This window comes from Chenggangzhangella methanolivorans (assembly GCF_042648545.1).
Classification (GTDB): Bacteria; Pseudomonadota; Alphaproteobacteria; order Rhizobiales; family Methylopilaceae; genus Methylopila; species Methylopila methanolivorans.
Genome location: NZ_JBHRXS010000006.1, coordinates 335,225 through 352,710 on the forward strand (window position 1 = coordinate 335,225; position 17,486 = coordinate 352,710).

Genomic DNA, 17,486 nt, shown 5'->3' on the forward strand with positions numbered 1-17,486 from the left:
CCGTCGCGAGGGCTCCGATGCGCAAAGCATCGGAGATCGACATGCAACATGCATTGGGATTTCGCCGACTTTCGTGGGCGAACGTCCAACATCTGTCGGCGGGCGAGCGGGTCTGCGCGTTCCTGCGCGCGCTTCACCCGGCGCGCACGGCGCAGAACGTCCACGCCGACACGCGCGGACGGATCGCCGTGAAGACGATCGAGCGGATGCTGGAGCGCGAGAGCGCGCCCTCGCTCGACAACTTCATCCACCTGTCCGAGGCCTACGGCTCGGCGCTGCTGGTGGCGACCTTCGGGCCGCACGCGCCCGACGGACTTGAGGCGCTCGCGCGCGAACAGCAGCGCAGCGGCCTCGACGACGAGATCGCGGCGCTTGTCGCGCTTCGGGACGAGCTCGCGTGAGCCCCCGCCGCGGCCTTCGAGAGATCTGGCTGTTCTGGCGCGCGCACCGCCTGCGCGAGCGCGGCCGCCGCATCGTGCGCGAGGCGCTCGCGCGCGGCCGCGCCTTGCGGGAGCGCGCCGACCGGTACGACGCCGAAGCGAAGTCGATCGCCGAGACGCGGGAGGCCGAGGACCGCGCGGCCGAGGAGGCGGCGCGATGACGACCAGAAATTCGAACGGCGCGCTGGAGCGTTCGCCGGAGACGGCGGCGAGGACGGGGATGGGGATCGCCAGCCTCGCCGCCGTCGCCCCTGCGGCTCTTGCGCCTCTGAACGGCGCGCAGGCGCCCGCGCCGGAGGCTGCGGCGGGGCAGGGGTTGGGCGCTCCCGGCTTCTCTCCCGTCCAGCCGTCCGAGCTCGCGCCCCTGCTGCGCGGCGAGGCGCGCGCCTGCGACGGCGCAGCGCTCGTCCTCGCTCGCCGCCTCGGCCTGCCGCCGCTCGGCGTGCTCGCCGCCCTTCCCCAAGCGCGGGCCTTGGCCCGCCAGAACGCGCGGGCGCTCGCCCGCCAGACCGCCGGAGCCTGACGCAGATGGCCAAGACGATCCGCAAGTTCTTCCAGCTGCTCGGGCTGATCGAGCGCAACCGCTTCGAGCAGGCCTGCGACGAGGCGCTCGCCAAGTCGATCGAGGCGCTGCAGGTCGCGCCGGAAGGCAAGGGCAAGGCGACGATCACGCTCACCGTCGAGATCGCGGTGCAGAAAGAGATGATCAACGTCGTCCCGAAGATCGTCGTGAAGCTTCCCGACGACAAAGCTTTCCGCGGGACGCCGTTCTTCCTCTGGGAAGGCGAGATCACCACGCAGCACCCGAACCAGATGGACATGCTCGAGCCGCGCGAGGTCGGCGCCTCACGCCACGAGCCCGCGCACGAGCGCGCCTGACGCTTGCCGCCGGTTTCGGCCGGCCGCCGCTTCTCTCCCCCGCCAGCCTGAAAGGAGCGCCCGATGGCGCAGCATTCTTCGAACGACCTGCCGACCTCGTCGGCCGTGAAGGACATCGCGCATCTCGCCCAGGCGGCGGTCGATGCGCAGATCATCGGCGTGAAAACCGACGGGCTTGGCCCCGGCCTGCCGGCCGAGGTTCCGGTGCTCTACGACCCGAAGCTGCACACGGCCTCGGCGATCGACCATGTGATCGAGGCCTATCGGCAGGCGCCGCGGGCCCGCGAGGGAACGGCGCGGATCCTGACCGCCCAGTCCTTCGTCGACCTCGTGAACCGCCACAAGGACGAAGGCTCGGCGATCTTCGCCGAGACGCGCTGGCCGAACCCGAAGCTTCTCGCCGTGCTCGACTATCACGACGTCGACGGCGCGCCGCGACACGGCCGCCATCGCGTCGAATACGCCTTCCCGATCTCGGAGGAGTTCCGGGCCTGGCACGGGCAGAACGGCAAGCCGATGGAGCAGGCGGCGTTCGCGGCGTTCCTTGAGGAGCACGCCGCCGAGCTCGCCTCTCCGGAGGACGGCGAGAAGTCCGAATATGAGCGGATCTTCAAGGCGACCTTCGGCAATCCGAACGAGATCCTGACGCTCTCGCGCGAGCTCGAGGTGACGGCGAGCTACCAGGTCAAAAACAAGGTCCGCCTCCAGACCGGCGAGACCGAGCTCAACTTCGTCGAGGAGCACAACGACCGCACCGGCAAGCCCGTGGTGGTGCCGGGCATCTTCATGGTGTCGGTGCCGGCGTTCCTCGACGGCGATCCGGTGCGCATCCCGGCGCGGCTGCGGTACCGTCTCGAGGGCGCGATCAAGTGGTCGTTCCATCTCTATCGCTGGGAATACTGGCTGCGCGAGCGCGTGCAGCACGACCTTGAGCGGGTTTCGAAGGACACCGGTCTGCCGGCCTTCGAGGGCCTGCCGGAAGCCGCGACGGGTCTCTGACCATGTCGGCGGCCGAGGGCTTTTCCGCCGGTCAGCGCGCCAAGCTCGGCGCGCTGACCGAGAGGCTGGCGCCCAACGACGCGGCGGCGCGGGCGGTGTGCCTCGTCGACGGCATCGGCGTGCGCCACCTCGCCCGCGCGATCGCTCGGCGGGCGCTCTCGGCCGACCCGCATCTCGCGCTCTGCGCCGTGCTGAAGGTCGACCCCGTCAGCCTCGCGCCGCTCCGCGAGCTCGCCCGGCCGCCGCGCGCGGTCGCCGGGCCCGTGGCCTGGTGGCATCTCGCCGTCGGCCTCGTGATCAAGCGCGAGGTCGACCGCATCGCGATCCGGGACGCGGCGGCCCGCGTCCATCTCTCGCCCGCCACCTTCGTGCGCGCCGAGCAGGGGCGGGCGGTCTCGACCGACGCGTTCTTCCGGCTCTGCGGCTTTCTCGACCTTCACCCGCATGACGCGACCGCGCGCGTGGGCGCCGACCCCTACGAGGTCGCGGCCGCGAACGTCGCCGTCACCAGCCATGTGCGGACCGCAGCGGCTGCGGGGCCGGATTGTTTCACGGGAGACATTCGGTGAAACACGTTGATATCGCTGATCTTTCAAAAAATGCAGCGACGCTGGTAGCGGCGATCTGGGGGCGGCGATGAGCGTCCACTCGATCCTATTCAAGGGCCCGATGGTCCGCGCGCTGCTCGACGGGACCAAGACGCAGACGCGGCGGGCGCTCAGCCGCGCGAACACGCTGTGGAACGGCGGCAGCTGGCCATTCGGACGGGCTTTCGACGATCTCAACCGGCATCGCGCGTGGGTGGACGGCGGCCCGTCGCCTTCCGGTCATCCCGGCCCGTATCTGAAAGCGCCGTGGGCCGGCGAAGAGGAAGGCTCATGGGCGCGGATCTATCCCAAGGTCCAGCCCGGCGACCTGCTCTGGGTGCGCGAGACCTGGGCGATCGGCTCGATCTATGACGGCTGCCGGCCGCGCGACCTCAATCCCGAGCGCATTCCGCTGTGGTGCGGGATCCGCTACGCGGCGACGCAGGAGCGGCTGGGGATCAAGGACCGCGCCGCGATCCACATGCCGCGATGGGCGAGCCGGCTCACGCTCGAGGTGACGGACGTCCGCGTCGAGCGGCTGCAGGACATCAGCGAAGACGACGCGATCGCGGAGGGCTGCGGCCAGTACGCCAGCAGCTCCAAGCTGGCGAGCGCGTTCGAGCCGGAACGCAAAGGCTCCTACCGCGAGGGCTATCGCGAGCTTTGGAACGTCATCAACGGCGCGGGCGCCTGGGACGCGAACCCGTGGGTCGCGGTCTACGGTTTCGCGGTCCAGCGCCGCAACGTCGACCAGCCGAAGCCCGAGCCCGACCCGGCCGACTGCTTCGACATCGAAGAGGTCGACTCGTGAGCGCGGCGCTCGACGCGGCGGCGCGGGCGCTCGGCGAGGCCCGCAAGGTCCATGAACGGCGGCCCGGCGACCTTCGCGCCGAACTCGTGTTCGAGCGGGCGCGGGCGGATTTCGAGGCTGCGCGCGCGGCGGAAGCCGAGGCGCGGGCGGCAACCGCGGACGCCAGGCGCGCGAGCCTGCGGACCGAGATGGCCCGGCTCAAGCGGGAGTTCGAGGACCGGGCGCGGGCGCTGGTGGCGCGCGCCCGGCCGAAGCGCCGCCGCGCGCAGGCGCAGGCTCTCGGGCCGCTGTTCGAGGGGAGGCCGTTTTGAGCGCGATCTTAAATCTACGCCTTAATTGCAATTTTCGTGAGCGCATCAGTGCGAATGACAATCTCATCGAGATCATCAAGCGCAGCGATTTTGTGCGTTTCAACATATTGGAATGCAGCTTCGAAGGTAAATTTGACCTTATCAGCGCTAGCTCTTGTCACAATGGTCGTGAACTCGCCTTCGTCTTCAACAATTTCGAGGCCATCTCGAATAAATTGAGACACTTGCATGATTGCTTTTTCAGCAGCCACGCGCGTGATGTTGAGTCCAATGCCGTGCGGCTCTTCGAGCGCCACGTCCGCAAGCCGGCTCCGAATGTCGTCGAGCCGATCTGCGTAATTTGCGCCTCTTTCCGCCAGCAGTCTGCCGGTTATTCCTGTTGCGAAAACTTGGCGCATCTCGTCAAATATTGGCTTTACGTCTGCAATCGCCTTCGCCTCAGCAAGTCGACGTCTGTAAACCGGCTGAAGAGCCTGCAGAGCTGTGGCGGCCGACTGCCTGCGCATCTCCGACAGTTGGCCCTTGATGCCCGACAGGGAGAACCACGCGGCGCCAAGAGCGGCGTAGACGCCGAGCAAAGTCGCGATCGCGCCGAGCGCCTCGCCGGCGAACTCGTCATTCGCGAGGATGTGGGCGACGCACACATAGAGCAGCACGAAGGTCAGCGCGAAGCCGACGGTCAGGAAACAGAAAGCGGTTTTCGGGCCCATTGCCAAAGCCTGAGACCGCGACGGCGTTCCGTCGAGAGCGGCGCTCGCTTTGTGCACAGGCGGTGCGCATGACGCGACTCAGCGGCACGCCCTATGACCGGCTGGCGGCGCCGGGATCGCTTTCGGAGACGCAGGCTCGCGCCAAGGACCGCGCGGCGCGGATGGCGGCCGGCGGCGAGATGGTTCCGGCTGCGCGGCTTGCCACGGCCGAGGCGAAGGCGGCGGAGCGCTTGCGCGATCTCTCGGCCACAATCACGCGGCTCGAGGCGGCGCTCGCGCTGAAAAGCGCCCCGAAGGTCGACCCGGCGCAGGGCAGGCGGATCGCCGATCTCGAAGCCGCGCTCGGCCAGAGCAAGGCGGCGCTGGTGGCGGCCGAGACCGAGACCGCGCGGCTCAACGGCGAGGTTCTGGCGCTGCGCCGGCAGGCGAGCGAGGCCGAAACCTCCGAGGCGCTGATCAAGCGCAACGCGCAGGCCCGGCACGAGCGGCGCGTGGCGGCGCTCGAGGCGACGATCTCCGACCTCAAGACCCGGCTCGCCGCGGCGGCGTCCACGCCCGGGCGCGAGAGCGAGGTTCTGGGCGAGGTGACGCGGCTCGAGGCCGAGCTCGCGGCGGCGCGGCGGAGCGCGAGCGAGGCGATCGCCGACCGCGATCACGCGAGGCGCGAGCGCGACCTTGCGGTCGACCGGCTGGCGCAGGACCTCGTCGCGCGCGCGGCCGAGGCGCTGGCGCGGCTTGGCGGGGTGAAGGTCGAGGCCGCGCCGAAGGCCAAGCGCGCGTCGTCTAAGAGCCGTTCGGCGAAGCCCGCGACGGCGGCGCCGAAGGGCAAGCCCTATGTCTGGCCGGCGGGGTACGGCAAGTGAGCGCGCCTCATCCCGCCTACCGGATTAAGGGGCCGGCGCTCATCAGCTTCAGCGGTGGGCGCACGTCGGCCTTCATGCTGCACGAGATCTTGCGCGCGCATGACGGGCAGCTGCCGGAAGACGTTGTCGTGGCGTTCGCGAACACCGGCAGGGAGCGGGCCGAAACGCTGCGTTTTGTCCATGAATGCGGCGTTCGTTGGAGCGTTCGAATTCACTGGCTGGAGTATCGGCCAGCAGGGTTCGAGAAGGTTAGCTTCAACAGCGCGAGCCGCAACGGCGAGCCTTTCGAAGCTCTGATCGCAGCCAAGGGCTATCTGCCGAACGCGGTCACGCGGTTTTGCACGTCGGAGCTCAAGGTTCGTCCGATGAAGCACTTCGCCATGTCGCTCGGTTGGGAGCGGTGGGCGAACGTGATCGGGCTTCGCTACGACGAAGGCCACCGGATCATCAAGCAGCACGTCGCCAATGAGCGCCGAAAGGAGCGCTGGACGACGTTGATGCCGATGGCGCGGGCGCGTCACACCAAGCGAGCGGACGTCATGCCGTTCTGGCTTGGCGAGAACACCGACCCGCTGGCGCCCTTGATGCCGTTGCCGCAGGGTTTTGACCTTGGGCTGCGCGATTACGAAGGCAACTGCGACCTCTGCATGCTGAAGTCGCGTGGCGCCTTGAAGCGCTTGATCCGCGACAATCCCGGAATGGCGGACTGGTGGAAAGCCCGCGAGGCTTCGATCTCCGCCAGATCGGCTAAGGCGACGGCGACCGGCCGCCGCTTCGTCACCGAATACAGCTACGCCGATCTAGAGCGTGAGGTTACGACGCAGCCCTTTATGCCCGGCTTGCTGGGCGACGACGATGATCTCGAGTTTGACGTCGAATGCGGGCTGATCTGCGCGCCATCGCTCGAGGCCGCGGAATGAAGGCCCCCTCCGCCCGCGGGCTGTTCCGCGCGACCGGCAAGACGGCGAAGCCCGTCGCAGTGCGCGACGAAGAGACCGGTGCCTATGCCAAGGTGGCGGAGCGCCCGCGCAAAAAGGACGGGTTCGAGCCGACGCCGGCCGAGGCCACGGAAGCCTTTTGCGCGGCCGAGATCGACCGGTTGCGTGGCCGGACAATCTGGGAGCCGGCGGCGGGCGACGGCGCGATGCTGCGCGTGTTCGCGGCTTTCGGCCTCGACGTGGTGGCGAGCGACCTCGTCGACCGCGGCTGCGGCGCGACCGTGCGCTCGTTCTTCGACTTCGCCGCGCCGCCGGCGGGCGCGATCGTCACCAATCCGCCGTTTCACGAAAGCTCGTGGGGCCACGGCAAGGCGCGCTGGATCGCCCATGCGCTCGACGGGCTCGGCGTCGACTACATGGCGCTGCTGATGCCGCTGAACTGGTGCGGCGCGGGCGGGCTCGGCCCGACCTGGTCGCGGCGGCCGCCCGCGCGCGTCTACCTGATGCGCTGGCGGCTCGACTTCACCGGGCAGGGCGCGCAGCCGGCGCTGCACGCCTGGTACGTCTGGGACGGGCCGACGCGCGAGGGAGACACGCGCCTGCTGATGCTCGACCGCGTGACGATCGGGCAAAGCGACATGTTCGGGGGCGCGGCATGAGCGCGATCCGCCGCTCAGCCGCGTTAACGCGCGTCGTCGACTTCGCCGATCACCTGCGCCGAGAGCTCGTCGCGACGCTTAAACAAACTTACGAGGCGTCTGCCGACAGCTGCAATCCAGAGGCCGCGGTCACGGTTGTAGATGTTCATCGCCTCGAAAAGGGCACGACGCGCATCTTCCCGACTTTGAATGGCCGGTTTGACGCGAGGATCGTCAGGTTTGGCCCCTTCATCAAGTTCCTTTGCAAATCTGTCGGCGTACTCAGCAGTTTTCAACGCCTCAACGAGAGATGGAAGCGCTACGAAATCTATTGCTTCGAGGAGATTCCAGACAGTGCCTTCAGTCGGCTTACGGAAGCGAAATTTTCGTATGGATTCGCGGAGCATTTCGATATCAGTCGAAAGCTGCAAATACTCTCCATTGGAGTATTCGCGTCGTCTCAGGGCATTGGCCGCCGCTTCGTAGGACTGACCAATTGGGCCATGTCCGGCCGCGAAGCTGATCTCTTCCTGCAATTCGGCGATCTGCTTGTCGACGCGGTCGAGCGCAGCGTTGGCGTTTTGCCGAATGAGTTGGTCGAGCGACTTCTGCGCTGGCTCGATTGCATAGATCGCAGCGACCACAGCCGCGCCGCCTGCCGCAAGCGTGGCCAGAGCGCCGAGCGAGCCGCTCACCTCGAAACCCTTGGCGAGGTTGCTGACGGACCGGACGAGCGCGATCACGCCGCTGACGGCCGACACCACCAAGAGAATCCAGAACAGAACGTCGCTCATCGGCGGACTATCGCCGGGCGGTTGTGTTTCGTCGAGCGGAGGGCCGCGGCATGAGCGCGCCAGCTTACGCCGGCTATTCGCTCGACGGGCCGACGACCCATGCCGAGATGGCGGCGCGTCGCAAGGCTGCGCGCGCCCGCATGGCGGCGGGGCGGCCGAAGCCGATCGCGCCGCCGGCCGAGGCCCGCGCGGGCGCGGAAGCGGCGCTGCCGGACTTCGCCGTGCTGGCCGCGGGCGGCGGGCCTTACGCGCCCTCCGACGTCACGGCCGTCGTGGCGCGCGCGATCGCGCGGCCCGGCACGCAAGGCTTCGTCGACGCCGGCGCCTATTGGCTGCTCGGCCTCACCAGGATGACGCCCGAAAGCGTCGCCGAGCTGCTCGGCCTCGTGGACGGGGAGGGCGCGCGCCGCGCGGCGGCGGCCTACGCCGAGGCCGCGGGACTGCCGGCGGTGCTGATCGCGCCGGACGATTTCAGACGCAGGGGACGAGCATGAGCGGGCCGCGTTATTCGGTGATTCCGGCGGGCGCGATCTGCGACCCGAGGCTGGACGGCCGTTATGATCTCAAGGTGCTGGGGCTGCTCGGCACGCACAGCGACAACAGCGGCTGGTGTTATCGCAGCCAGGCCACCATGGCCGAGCAGCTCGGATGCGGCCGCGCGACGGTGCAGCGCGCGCTCGACCGGCTGGAGGAGTTCGGCTGGATCGAGCGGCTGGCGCAGCTGCGCGACGACGGCGCGACCTCGGTCAACGCCTATCGCGTCGTGCTCGACGTGGAGGACGCCGACCCCCCCGCCTCACCGGTGAGGCGGGCCCGCCCGCCCTATGAGCGGGCGGGGGCCCGCCCGTTCCATGGGCGGGCGGGCATAAGAACGTCCCCTAAAAAAACGAATGGGAGAGAGAGCGCGGGCGCTGGCGGGCAGGACAGGCAAGGGGCTGGGCGAGAGGACGAGGGCGACGCCGAAGCGCGGCGCGAGGCGGCCGAGGCCGACGAGCGGGACGTGGAGGCGCGGCTCGCCGCGTTCCGGCCGATCTGGCCGACGACGCCGACCGACGACGCGATGTCGGTCGAGGCGGCGATGCGGGCGCTCGACGCCGAGAGCCGGGCCGCGGCGGTGGCGGGCGCGCCGGTGTTTCTCGCCGCGCTGAAGGCCGACCGCCGCAAGATCACGATCAGCGGCGAGACCTTCCTGCGGCGGCGGCGCTGGGAGCCGGCGGTCGAGGCCGCGAAGGCGCAGGCGGCCGGGGGAGGCGCGGCGCGGCCCGGCGCGACGGCGGCCGTGTTCGACCCGCTGACCAAGATCTGGTGGGCCGGGCAGCTGATGCGCGCCAAGGCCGGCGTGACGGGCTTCGAGCTTCGCAAGACCATCACGCTGGCGCAGAGCCGCGTGGGCTGGCGGCCGGCGAACCCCGAAGCGCGCGAGGCGGCAGAGACGCTGGCCGACACCCTGCGGCCGACGCCGAGCGACAGCGAGCGGGCGGGGCGCTGGTTCGCCTGGTTCCGGGAGCGAGGGGCCGATTTCGGCGTGCTTCTCAGCGGCAAGGCGATGTTCGTGTTCCTGCCGGACCACGACCCGCCGGACGAGGGCGAAGACGAACTGGTGGCGTGACGGCGGCGAGACCGCGGGCAGGGTGAGCGGGGACGGCGATGACCAAGAAGCGGATGACGATCGAGCAGGCGCTTGGCTGGGCCTATCGGCAGGAACTGCCGAAGGCGCACACGATCGGCGGGGGCGAGGCGGCGCTCGCCTCCAGCTGGGGGGCGGTCTCGGCCTTCGGGGCGCTGCTCGCGAGCGTCGACGCGCAGCCGCCGGTGAACGGGTTCGGCTGCGTGATCGACATGAGGGCGTGGGACGCGCCCCACCCCGACGCCGTGCGGATCGGGGAGGCGGTGGAGCGGCTCGACGCGTTCGAGGTGGCGCTGCCGGCCGGCTGGGATCCGCTCGGCGACTTCGGCGGGACCGGCGACGGGCTCGACGGCCTTGGCGAGCTCGGCCGCGAGGCCGTGCGGCGGGGGCTCGCGGCGATCTGCGCGGAGGAGACCGACGCCGAGACCGGCGAGGTCCGGCTCGTCCCGCGCACGCGGCTCTCGCGGCTCGTCGCGGTGCGGGCCTCGCTCGGCGGCGCGCCGGACTGGCGGGGCGAAAAGCCAGCGGCGCGGCTCGTGAGCGGGCCGAAGGGCCGGGCGCTCTGGTTCCGGCGCATGAGCGTGGCGGTCGCCTCGCCGGTGCCGAGCGCGGCGGCGTGGGAGGTGGAGGCCGACGGCTGGGACGAGAAGCGCCGGCGGCCGTTTCCGGGCGCCTATCAGAAATGGCGGCTCGATCCGGACCCTGCAGGGCTGGTGGCGGCGCGGGGAGAATATGAGTTGTGGCGAGCTGGCTTGGACATGGTTCTTGAGACGGTGCGTGAGGGCGGCGGGCTCGACAGCGTGGAGCTGTGCGAGAGCGGCGCGCCGCTGCGGCCATGGGAGACGGGCGAGGCGGCGGTCCCGAGGGTTTTGCGCGCGATTCGGAGCCCGGAGCCGGAGCCCGTGAGCGGGCGTCGAAAAAGGCGCGCGAGAGGCTCTTGACGCGCGACATAAATTTGGCCACCTTCCGAAGCGTTCCAGTAGATGGACGAACCGAAGACCCGCCCGGGAGACCCGAGGCGGGTTTTTCTTTGCGCGGAGCGCGACAGGCGAGGGGTACGCGTGGCGTCTCGGATCAGCGTCGCGAAGCCAAGAATCGCCACGATCGACACGCGGCGGGTAAGGCCTCCTGCGAAAATCGCGGAGGCCGAACTGCAGACGCCCGAGCATCGTGCGTGGGCGGAAGAGGTGAAGCGGCGCGCCGGCTATCGCTGTGAGGCGATCCACGACGGCCGGCGCTGCGGCAAGGCTGCTCCCGCGCATCGGATGTTCGCTGACCACATCCGAGAGCGCCGGGACGGCGGCGAGCCGCTCGACCCGAAAAACGGACAATGCCTCTGCGGCTCGGATCACAGCCTCAAGACGGCGAAGGCGAGAGCCGCAAGATTTAAGGCTTGGACAGGCGCCGCGCGTTCGCGCGCACCTTACGGCGATAGCCGCTGATCACCGCTTCCTGGCTCGCCCCGGTCGCGATCTGGAAGCCGGCGTGCGCCGCAGCCAACAGCTTCTCGCTCACCATACGGTTCATTTCGGCCTGAACCTTTGGGCCCCCGAGACCGACCAGCATCATTCGCTGAGCGATGACGCCTTGGGCCTCAAACGCAAGCATGGCGACGCTCATGCTGTTCTTCCACCAGGTGCCGTACATCGTATCCGCCCTCCGCTGTCCCTCCGAAACTTCCCGCGCTGCACAAAGGATCCATTGTGGGGGTGGGGGGGTGAAAGTCTGGGGGCGACAGGGGCCGGCACCGCATCGGGTCGCATTCGCAGATTTTTTTCGGGGTCGCCGAAATTTGGGAGCGAGTAGGTCCTTTGGGTCAACTCAATATGCTCAGAATTGAACGATCTCGGACTTAAGATTAGGGCTGAAGAGCGATTATTTTTCGGGACGACCAGATGAGCGGGTCAGTAGTAGATCGGGACATCTTCGGCAATCCGATCGAGCAGGCTGGCGAGCGCCGCGGTCGTCCGAAGCACAAGCCGACCGAGCAGAGTCGGATGGTTGTCCAAGTCATGTCGGCCGTGAACAAGCGGAACGGGGAGATCGCTGAGGCGATCGGAATTTCAGAGCCGACGCTGCGAAAGGCCTACAAGTCTGAGCTCCACAATGGCCGGGCTCAGATCCGTGCGGAGGTTCTGTTCCGAATGATGGAACAGGTGCGCGCGGGCAACGTCTCGGCGATGAACCTGATCCTCCGCCAGTTCGACCAGGCGGACGTGACCGAGGCCGCGCGGTACTTCGACGGCGCGGAACCGCCGCAGCCGCGGCAGACGCAGATCGGCAAGAAGGAGGCCGCCGCCGAGGCGGCGACCACTGCCGGCGTCGGAACGGACTGGGGCGACGACCTTCATCCTGGCGGATTGAAGCTCAACTGACATGACGGCAACGGCTTGGGACACGTCTTGCCCTGATTGGGAAAGGCGGATCCGCGAGCGCGACTCTCTCGTTCCTTCGCTTCCGTTGATCGTCTCGGAAGCGGACCGGGCGCTGCGCATCTTCTGTCGACTGCGGGTGCCCGACGTCGAGGGCACGCCGACCTACGGCGAACTCTGCGACGCTTGGGTGTTGGACATCGTTCGAGCCGTGTTCGGCTCATACGACCCCAGCATCCGTCGGCGGATGATCCGCGAGTTCTTCCTGCTGATCCCGAAGAAGAACGGGAAGAGCTCGATCGCCGCCGCCTTGATGGTGACCGCCGCCATCATGAACCGGCGGCCGGAAGCCGAACTGCTGCTGATCGCGCCGACCAAGAAGATCGCCGACATCGCCTACAAACAGGCGGCGGGGATCATCCGGCTCGATACCGAACTGCGAAAGCTGTTCCATCCTCAGACGCATCAACGGACGATCACGCACCGGGTCACCGGCGCCGCGCTCATTATCAAGGCCGCGGACACCGACGTCATCACGGGATCGAAGGCGACGTTCATCCTCGTCGACGAGACGCACGTCTTCGCCAAGAAGCCGAAGGCCGCTGATGTCTTCGTGGAGATCCGTGGCGCGCTGGCGGCGCGCTCGGAAGGGTTCATGATCCAGATCACGACCCAGTCGAAGGAGCCGCCCGCCGGCGTGTTCAAGTCGGAGCTTGCCAACGCTCGGGACGTGCGCGACGGCAAGTTGAAGCTGCCGCTCCTTCCAATCCTCTATGAGCTTCCTCGAGATCTCACGGTCGAGAACGGTTGGAAGGATCCAGCGACCTGGTCGATGGTCAACCCGAACCTCGGGCGCTCGGTCGACGAAGCCTTTCTTACAGACGAACTGACGAAAGCCGAACGCGAAGGCGCTTCAGCGCTCGCTTTGCTCGCCTCGCAGCATTTTAACGTTGAGATCGGGCTCGGGCTTCGCACCGACGGCTGGGTCGGAGCAGAGTTCTGGCTAAAGCGCGCAGACCCTTCGATCACGCTTGAAACTCTGCTCGAACGCTGTGAGGTGGCGACGGTCGGAATTGACGGCGGAGGCCGCGACGACCTTTACGGCATCTGCGTTCTCGGGCGCGAGCGTGAAACAAAGAACTGGCTGGCCTGGTCGTTCGCCACCTGTCACGAGATCGTCCTTGAGCGCCGCAAGTCGATCGCTTCGACGCTTCGTGATTTTGAGAGCGCCAAGGAACTATTGATCCTTAGCGACGAGGTCGACGACGTTCCCTTCGCGGTGGAGATCATTCAGCGCGTGAAAGACGCCGGGATCCTCGCCCAGGTCGGCGTCGATCCGGCAGGTATTGGCGAGCTCGTCGATGCGCTTGCTGAAATTGAGGTCACGCAGGAGAACAAGCTTCTCGGCGGCATTCGTCAGGGTGCGGACATGATGAACGCCATCAAGACCGCTGAGCGAAAGCTTGCGAGCGGAAAGCTACTTCACTGTGGTTCTGGACTGTTCCGATGGTGCGTCGAGAACGTGAAGATTGAGCCGTTGGCGACCATGATCCGCGCCACGAAAGTGAACGCTGGCGACGCCAAGATCGACGTCGCCATGGCTTTGTTCGATGCCGTCGCGCCCATGTCGCTCAACCCAGAGCCGATCAAGATCGGGTCCGTCTACGAGCGTCGTGGCCTCAGGATGCTTTGAGGCCGACCGCGTGGGCATTTTGGACGTCTTCCTTGGCCGAGCTTCAGCGCCGGCCAGCCGGCCCCGCCGTGCCGGCCCGCGCGCGGATGCAGGCCAGTTCATATCGCTCGACGACGAGCGCCTTCGGGAGTTCTTGAGCCTCGGGACGATGACGCCATCGGGCGTCTCGGTCACGACTGAAAAGGCGATGAAAGTACCCGCGGTCTTCCGGTCGGTCAGCCTGATCGCCTACTCGGTCGGCATGCTCCCTCTGCACCTGATGGAGGAGAGCACAAAGAAGAAGGCGAAAGCGCACCCGCTGTTCAAGCTGCTGCACCGGGAGCCGAACAATTACCAGTCGGCCTTCGATTTCCGCACGCTGCTGCAGCGCTGGGCGCTCACCGAAGGCAACGGCTACGCGATCGTGGTCCGATCGCCGACGGACAAGCGCAAGATCCTGCGGCTGATCCCGGTCAACCCGAAGCACATGAAGCCGGTCCAGCAGAAGGACTGGTCGGTCATCTATCGACACACGCCGAGCGATCGCGGCGCCCGCGATTACGATGCCTCGGAGATCCTGCACATCCGCGGGATGACCGATGACGGCATCAACGGCGTCTCGCTCGTCAAGCAGGCCGCGGATGCGATCGCGCTCGCGATTTCGGCGGATCTTGCCGTAGGCCGGCTTTTCAAGAACGGCTCGTTCTCGAACATCTATCTCGCGGCTCCAGAGGGGCTGAGCGACGAGGCGTTCGATCGACTTCGGTCGGACTGGGACAGCTACTACTCGGGCGCGGACAACGCGGGCCGGTCGCCGATCTTCGAGGAAGGCGTCGAGCCGAAGTCCATGGCGCCGAGCGCCAAGGACGCGCAGTCGAACGAGACCCGCGGCCGCCAGGTTGAAGAAATCGCCCGAATCTTCGGGACGCCCCGGCCGCTTCTGATGATGGACGACACGTCCTGGGGCTCGGGCATCGACGTGCTCGGCCAGTTCTTCGTCCGCTACGGCCTCAATCCATGGTTCGAGGCCTGGCAGCAGGCGATCAGCCGGACGCTTCTCGTCGACGAGGACAAGGATCTGTTCTCGCCGAAGTTCAATCCGGGCGGACTGCTGCGCGGGTCAATGCAGCAGCAGGGTGAGTTCTTCGCGAAAGCGCTCGGCGCCGGCGGGCATCAGCCGTGGATGCACTGGGACGAGGTGCGCGACGTCTTCGATCTTCCGGTCCGCGAGCGGCCGGAGAACGCAATGATGGGCCACAACGGCGGCCCGCCCCTGAACGACAACTGAGGAGGCCGGAATGGCTGACGAGGACCGCGACCGGGAAGCCCCGGCCGAGGCGGACCGCACGCGGCCGCCTGCGATCAATCCAGAAGCTCAGGACTCGAAGCCCGAGGCGGTTGAACGCGGTGACGCGGCGCGCAAGCCCGGCGAAGCGAAGCGTCCGCGCGGCGTGGTGGGCAAGATCATGGCGCGAGAACGCCCTGGCGCGCTGCCTGAGCCTGCCAGGCGCGACGTCGCCGCTTTGACGCCTCAGCCCGTGCTCGACAAATGGACCGTCGAGGCGGCGGGCGTCCGGGCAGTCGAAGCCGACGACAACGTCATCACCATGTTCGACGTGATCGGCGAGGACTTTTGGGGCGGCGGCGGCATCACCGCCAAGCGTGTAACCGCGCAGCTCCGCGCCATCGGCGACCGTCCGGTCGAGGTCCAGATCAATTCGCCCGGCGGCGACATGTTCGAGGGGATTGCGATCTACAACGTGCTGCGCGAGCACCCGCAGCAGATCACCGTAAAGGTCATGGGGATGGCGGCTTCGGCCGCCTCAATCATCGCTATGGCGGCCGACAGGCTCGAGATCGGCGCCGCATCGTTCCTGATGATCCACAACTGCTGGGTCGTCGCGATCGGCAACCGGCACGACATGGCCGAGACAGCCGCGTTCCTCGAACCCTTCGACAAGGCGATGGCCGACGTCTACGTGGCCCGTTCCGGGTCGGACGCGGCTGTGGTCGCGAAGTGGATGGACGACGAAACGTACATGTCTGGTTCGGTCGCGATCGAGCGAGGTTTCGCCGACGCGCTGTTGCCGGCCGACAAGCTGACGAAGGACGACGACGCCAAGGAGAAGGCGAAGCAGACCAACGATCTGCGCGCCATGGAGCTCCAGCTCGTCTCCGCGGGGCTTACGCGCTCTGACGCGCGAGACCGCATCAACCGCATCAAGGGCACGCCAGGCGCTGCCCCTGAAGACGACACGCCAGGCGCTGTCGACGACCTCAGCCTGATCGGCGCTCTCGCCGGTCTTCGAGACATCCTGAAGTCCTGAAGGGACACCCCCATGCGAACCTCCTGGCTCGCGGCGCTCGGCGTCGCGATCGCGGTCGCGTGTGTCGTCGCGCTCTCGCCTGACGCTCACGCCGCCGTCCACACCGCGTCGCCGTACATGGCGATGCTGGCCCTGCCGGCCTCCGCCGGCCTCCAGATGCCGCGCGCTATCGCCGGCGGCCTCGTGCGCGCCGACGCCTCGGGCGCTCTCGCCCGCGCGGCGAGGATGCACGCGGCGTCGCCTCTGCTCCTGTCTTCGGTCGCCGCGGCGCCTCGTGCTCTGGCGCACGCCATCGTTCGGGCGGACATGTCCGATCCGAAGAAGGTGATCGCCGAGCTGCAGGTCGCCTTCGAGGAGTTCAAGTCGGAGCACGACAAGAGCCTGAAGGCGAAGGTCGACGACGTCGTGATCAACGAGAAGGTCGACCGCATCAACGCGGTGATCTCCGACCTTCAGAAGGCGTGCGACGACCTCGCGCTGAAGATCGCGGCCGAAAAGGCGGGGCCGGGTTCGATCATCGGCGATCTGCCGCCCACCTCTCCCGAGGCGGTCTCCGCCTTCAAGGCGCACATGCGCAAGGGCGAGGTCAGCGCCGCGCTCACCAAGAGCTCGGACGCCGAGGGCGGCTACCTCGCTCCGATCGAGTGGGACCGCACGATCACGAGCAAGCTCAAGCGGATCTCCAAGATCCGCGAGTTCGCGCGTGTCGTGTCCATCACCGGAGCCGGCTTCAAGAAGTATTTCAACGACCGAGCCGTCGGTTCCGGCTGGGTCGGCGAAACCGCTTCGCGTCCCGCCACCACCACGCCGCAGCTCGGCGCGCTGGAATTCACTCCGGGCGAGCTCTACGCGAACCCCGCAATCTCGATGCAGCTGCTGCAGGACGCGGCGATCGACCTCGAGCAGTGGCTCTCCGACGAGGTCGAGGTCGAGTTCGCCCGTCAGGAGGGCATCGCCTTCCTGTCCGGCGACGGCATCAACAAGCCGCACGGGATCCTGACCTATGTGACCGGCGCCGCGAATGCCGCCCGTCACCCCTGGGGCGCGATCGAGGTCACCAACTCGGGTCAGGCGGCCGCTCTCACCGGCGACGGCTTCATCGACCTGATGTACTCGCTGCCGTCGGAGTTCGCCGCGGACGCCAAGCTCTACATCAACCGTCTCTCGGTCGGCGCGACGCGCAAACTCAAGGACGGGCAGGGCAACTACCTCTGGCAGCCGTCCTATGTCGCTGGCGAGCCGTCGACGCTGAACGGAGCGCCGATCGTCGAGGTCCCCGGCATGCCGGGCGTGGCGGCGAACAACATCGTCGCCCTCTACGGCGACATGGCCCAGACCTACCTGGTGATCGACCGTATCGGCATCTTCGTGCTGCGCGACCCGTTCACCAACAAGCCCTTCGTCCACTTCTACACGACGAAGCGCGTCGGCGGCGGCGTGTTCAACCCCGAGCCCATGCGGGCGCTGAAGGTCGCGGCCTGAACTAGCGGCCAGCCAACAGACGAGACAACCGCGGCG

At 67.8% G+C, this 17,486-nt stretch carries 23 protein-coding genes; 20 read left to right on the forward strand and 3 right to left on the reverse strand.

Annotated elements, in window-relative coordinates; translation table 11 throughout:
* Positions 1-41 precede the first annotated feature (41 nt).
* The 8 genes from ACFOWB_RS12805 to ACFOWB_RS12840 all read left to right on the forward strand — a co-directional run bounded on the left by ACFOWB_RS12805 (position 42) and on the right by ACFOWB_RS12840 (position 4,027).
* Complete coding sequence (locus ACFOWB_RS12805) at positions 42-401, forward strand: hypothetical protein (protein ID WP_261402598.1); 360 nt, start codon at positions 42-44, stop codon at positions 399-401.
* Positions 398-601, forward strand: coding sequence for a hypothetical protein (locus ACFOWB_RS12810; protein WP_261402599.1), 204 nt, complete (start codon positions 398-400; stop codon positions 599-601). Before ACFOWB_RS12805 ends, ACFOWB_RS12810 begins: the two co-directional genes overlap by 4 nt.
* The gene (locus ACFOWB_RS12815) at positions 598-963 is read left to right on the forward strand and encodes a hypothetical protein (RefSeq protein WP_261402600.1); all 366 of its coding nucleotides are present in this window, start codon (positions 598-600) and stop codon (positions 961-963) included. The genes ACFOWB_RS12810 and ACFOWB_RS12815 overlap by 4 nt, the downstream gene beginning before the upstream one ends.
* A gap of 5 nt (positions 964-968) precedes the next feature.
* Entirely contained in the window at positions 969-1,319 is a 351-nt protein-coding gene (locus ACFOWB_RS12820; protein ID WP_261402601.1) for a hypothetical protein, read from the forward strand.
* Between the two features lie 63 nt (positions 1,320-1,382).
* Positions 1,383-2,318, forward strand: a complete 936-nt coding sequence (locus ACFOWB_RS12825; RefSeq protein ID WP_261402602.1) for a YfdQ family protein — start codon at positions 1,383-1,385, stop codon at positions 2,316-2,318.
* 2 nt (positions 2,319-2,320) lie between these two features.
* Positions 2,321-2,887, forward strand: a complete 567-nt coding sequence (locus tag ACFOWB_RS12830; protein WP_261402603.1) for a hypothetical protein — start codon at positions 2,321-2,323, stop codon at positions 2,885-2,887.
* Between the two features lie 67 nt (positions 2,888-2,954).
* Complete coding sequence (locus ACFOWB_RS12835; RefSeq protein WP_378147658.1) at positions 2,955-3,716, forward strand: hypothetical protein; 762 nt, start codon at positions 2,955-2,957, stop codon at positions 3,714-3,716.
* Positions 3,713-4,027, forward strand: coding sequence for a hypothetical protein (locus ACFOWB_RS12840; protein ID WP_378147660.1), 315 nt, complete (start codon positions 3,713-3,715; stop codon positions 4,025-4,027). Before ACFOWB_RS12835 ends, ACFOWB_RS12840 begins: the two co-directional genes overlap by 4 nt.
* Positions 4,028-4,041: 14 nt before the next feature.
* Here ACFOWB_RS12840 and ACFOWB_RS12845 read toward each other — a convergent pair whose 3' ends face one another.
* Positions 4,042-4,737 carry a hypothetical protein gene (locus tag ACFOWB_RS12845; RefSeq protein WP_378147662.1) on the reverse strand — a complete coding sequence of 232 codons (696 nt, stop codon included), beginning with the start codon at positions 4,735-4,737 and terminating at the stop codon, positions 4,042-4,044.
* A 68-nt stretch (positions 4,738-4,805) separates the two neighbouring features.
* On the opposite strand from ACFOWB_RS12845, the gene ACFOWB_RS12850 reads away from it, so the two are divergent.
* From ACFOWB_RS12850 to ACFOWB_RS12860, 3 genes are read left to right on the forward strand one after another with little or no spacing between them, the layout of a single operon-like run.
* Positions 4,806-5,600, forward strand: coding sequence for a hypothetical protein (locus tag ACFOWB_RS12850; protein WP_261402606.1), 795 nt, complete (start codon positions 4,806-4,808; stop codon positions 5,598-5,600).
* Positions 5,597-6,520 (forward strand): phosphoadenosine phosphosulfate reductase domain-containing protein, encoded by a 924-nt coding sequence (locus tag ACFOWB_RS12855; RefSeq protein ID WP_261402607.1) that lies wholly within the window; start codon positions 5,597-5,599, stop codon positions 6,518-6,520. The genes ACFOWB_RS12850 and ACFOWB_RS12855 overlap by 4 nt, the downstream gene beginning before the upstream one ends.
* Positions 6,517-7,197, forward strand: a complete 681-nt coding sequence (locus ACFOWB_RS12860) for a hypothetical protein (protein ID WP_261402608.1) — start codon at positions 6,517-6,519, stop codon at positions 7,195-7,197. The genes ACFOWB_RS12855 and ACFOWB_RS12860 overlap by 4 nt, the downstream gene beginning before the upstream one ends.
* Before the next feature lie 23 nt (positions 7,198-7,220).
* Here the strand turns inward: ACFOWB_RS12860 and ACFOWB_RS12865 are convergent, their stop codons facing one another.
* The gene (locus ACFOWB_RS12865) at positions 7,221-7,970 is read right to left on the reverse strand and encodes a hypothetical protein (RefSeq protein ID WP_261402609.1); all 750 of its coding nucleotides are present in this window, start codon (positions 7,968-7,970) and stop codon (positions 7,221-7,223) included.
* Positions 7,971-8,020: 50 nt separating this feature from the next.
* On the opposite strand from ACFOWB_RS12865, the gene ACFOWB_RS12870 reads away from it, so the two are divergent.
* Genes ACFOWB_RS12870 through ACFOWB_RS12885 form a run of 4 tightly spaced genes read left to right on the forward strand, consistent with a single transcriptional unit; the run spans position 8,021 to position 11,039 of the window.
* Complete coding sequence (locus ACFOWB_RS12870; protein WP_261402610.1) at positions 8,021-8,464, forward strand: hypothetical protein; 444 nt, start codon at positions 8,021-8,023, stop codon at positions 8,462-8,464.
* On the forward strand, positions 8,461-9,579 hold the full coding sequence (locus tag ACFOWB_RS12875; RefSeq protein WP_378147666.1) for a helix-turn-helix domain-containing protein: 1,119 nt from the start codon (positions 8,461-8,463) through the stop codon (positions 9,577-9,579). Before ACFOWB_RS12870 ends, ACFOWB_RS12875 begins: the two co-directional genes overlap by 4 nt.
* A gap of 38 nt (positions 9,580-9,617) precedes the next feature.
* The gene (locus tag ACFOWB_RS12880) at positions 9,618-10,538 is read left to right on the forward strand and encodes a hypothetical protein (protein ID WP_261402613.1); all 921 of its coding nucleotides are present in this window, start codon (positions 9,618-9,620) and stop codon (positions 10,536-10,538) included.
* Between the two features lie 42 nt (positions 10,539-10,580).
* Positions 10,581-11,039, forward strand: a complete 459-nt coding sequence (locus ACFOWB_RS12885) for an HNH endonuclease (protein WP_378147669.1) — start codon at positions 10,581-10,583, stop codon at positions 11,037-11,039.
* Here ACFOWB_RS12885 and ACFOWB_RS12890 read toward each other — a convergent pair.
* On the reverse strand, positions 10,984-11,244 hold the full coding sequence (locus ACFOWB_RS12890) for a hypothetical protein (RefSeq protein ID WP_261402614.1): 261 nt from the start codon (positions 11,242-11,244) through the stop codon (positions 10,984-10,986). The genes ACFOWB_RS12885 and ACFOWB_RS12890 overlap by 56 nt on opposite strands.
* Positions 11,245-11,492: 248 nt before the next feature.
* Between ACFOWB_RS12890 and ACFOWB_RS12895 the strand changes: the two genes are divergently transcribed.
* Genes ACFOWB_RS12895 through ACFOWB_RS12915 form a run of 5 tightly spaced genes read left to right on the forward strand, consistent with a single transcriptional unit; the run spans position 11,493 to position 17,450 of the window.
* Positions 11,493-11,972, forward strand: coding sequence for a hypothetical protein (locus ACFOWB_RS12895; protein WP_261402615.1), 480 nt, complete (start codon positions 11,493-11,495; stop codon positions 11,970-11,972).
* A 1-nt stretch (position 11,973) separates the two neighbouring features.
* Positions 11,974-13,662, forward strand: coding sequence for a terminase large subunit (locus ACFOWB_RS12900; protein ID WP_378147672.1), 1,689 nt, complete (start codon positions 11,974-11,976; stop codon positions 13,660-13,662).
* Positions 13,663-13,681: 19 nt separating this feature from the next.
* Positions 13,682-14,929: a phage portal protein gene (locus ACFOWB_RS12905; RefSeq protein WP_449252282.1), complete on the forward strand. Its 1,248-nt coding sequence runs from the start codon at positions 13,682-13,684 to the stop codon at positions 14,927-14,929.
* 10 nt (positions 14,930-14,939) lie between these two features.
* Positions 14,940-15,968 carry a head maturation protease, ClpP-related gene (locus ACFOWB_RS12910; RefSeq protein ID WP_378147676.1) on the forward strand — a complete coding sequence of 343 codons (1,029 nt, stop codon included), beginning with the start codon at positions 14,940-14,942 and terminating at the stop codon, positions 15,966-15,968.
* 12 nt (positions 15,969-15,980) lie between these two features.
* Positions 15,981-17,450 carry a phage major capsid protein gene (locus ACFOWB_RS12915; protein ID WP_261402618.1) on the forward strand — a complete coding sequence of 490 codons (1,470 nt, stop codon included), beginning with the start codon at positions 15,981-15,983 and terminating at the stop codon, positions 17,448-17,450.
* Positions 17,451-17,486: the final 36 nt, after the last annotated feature.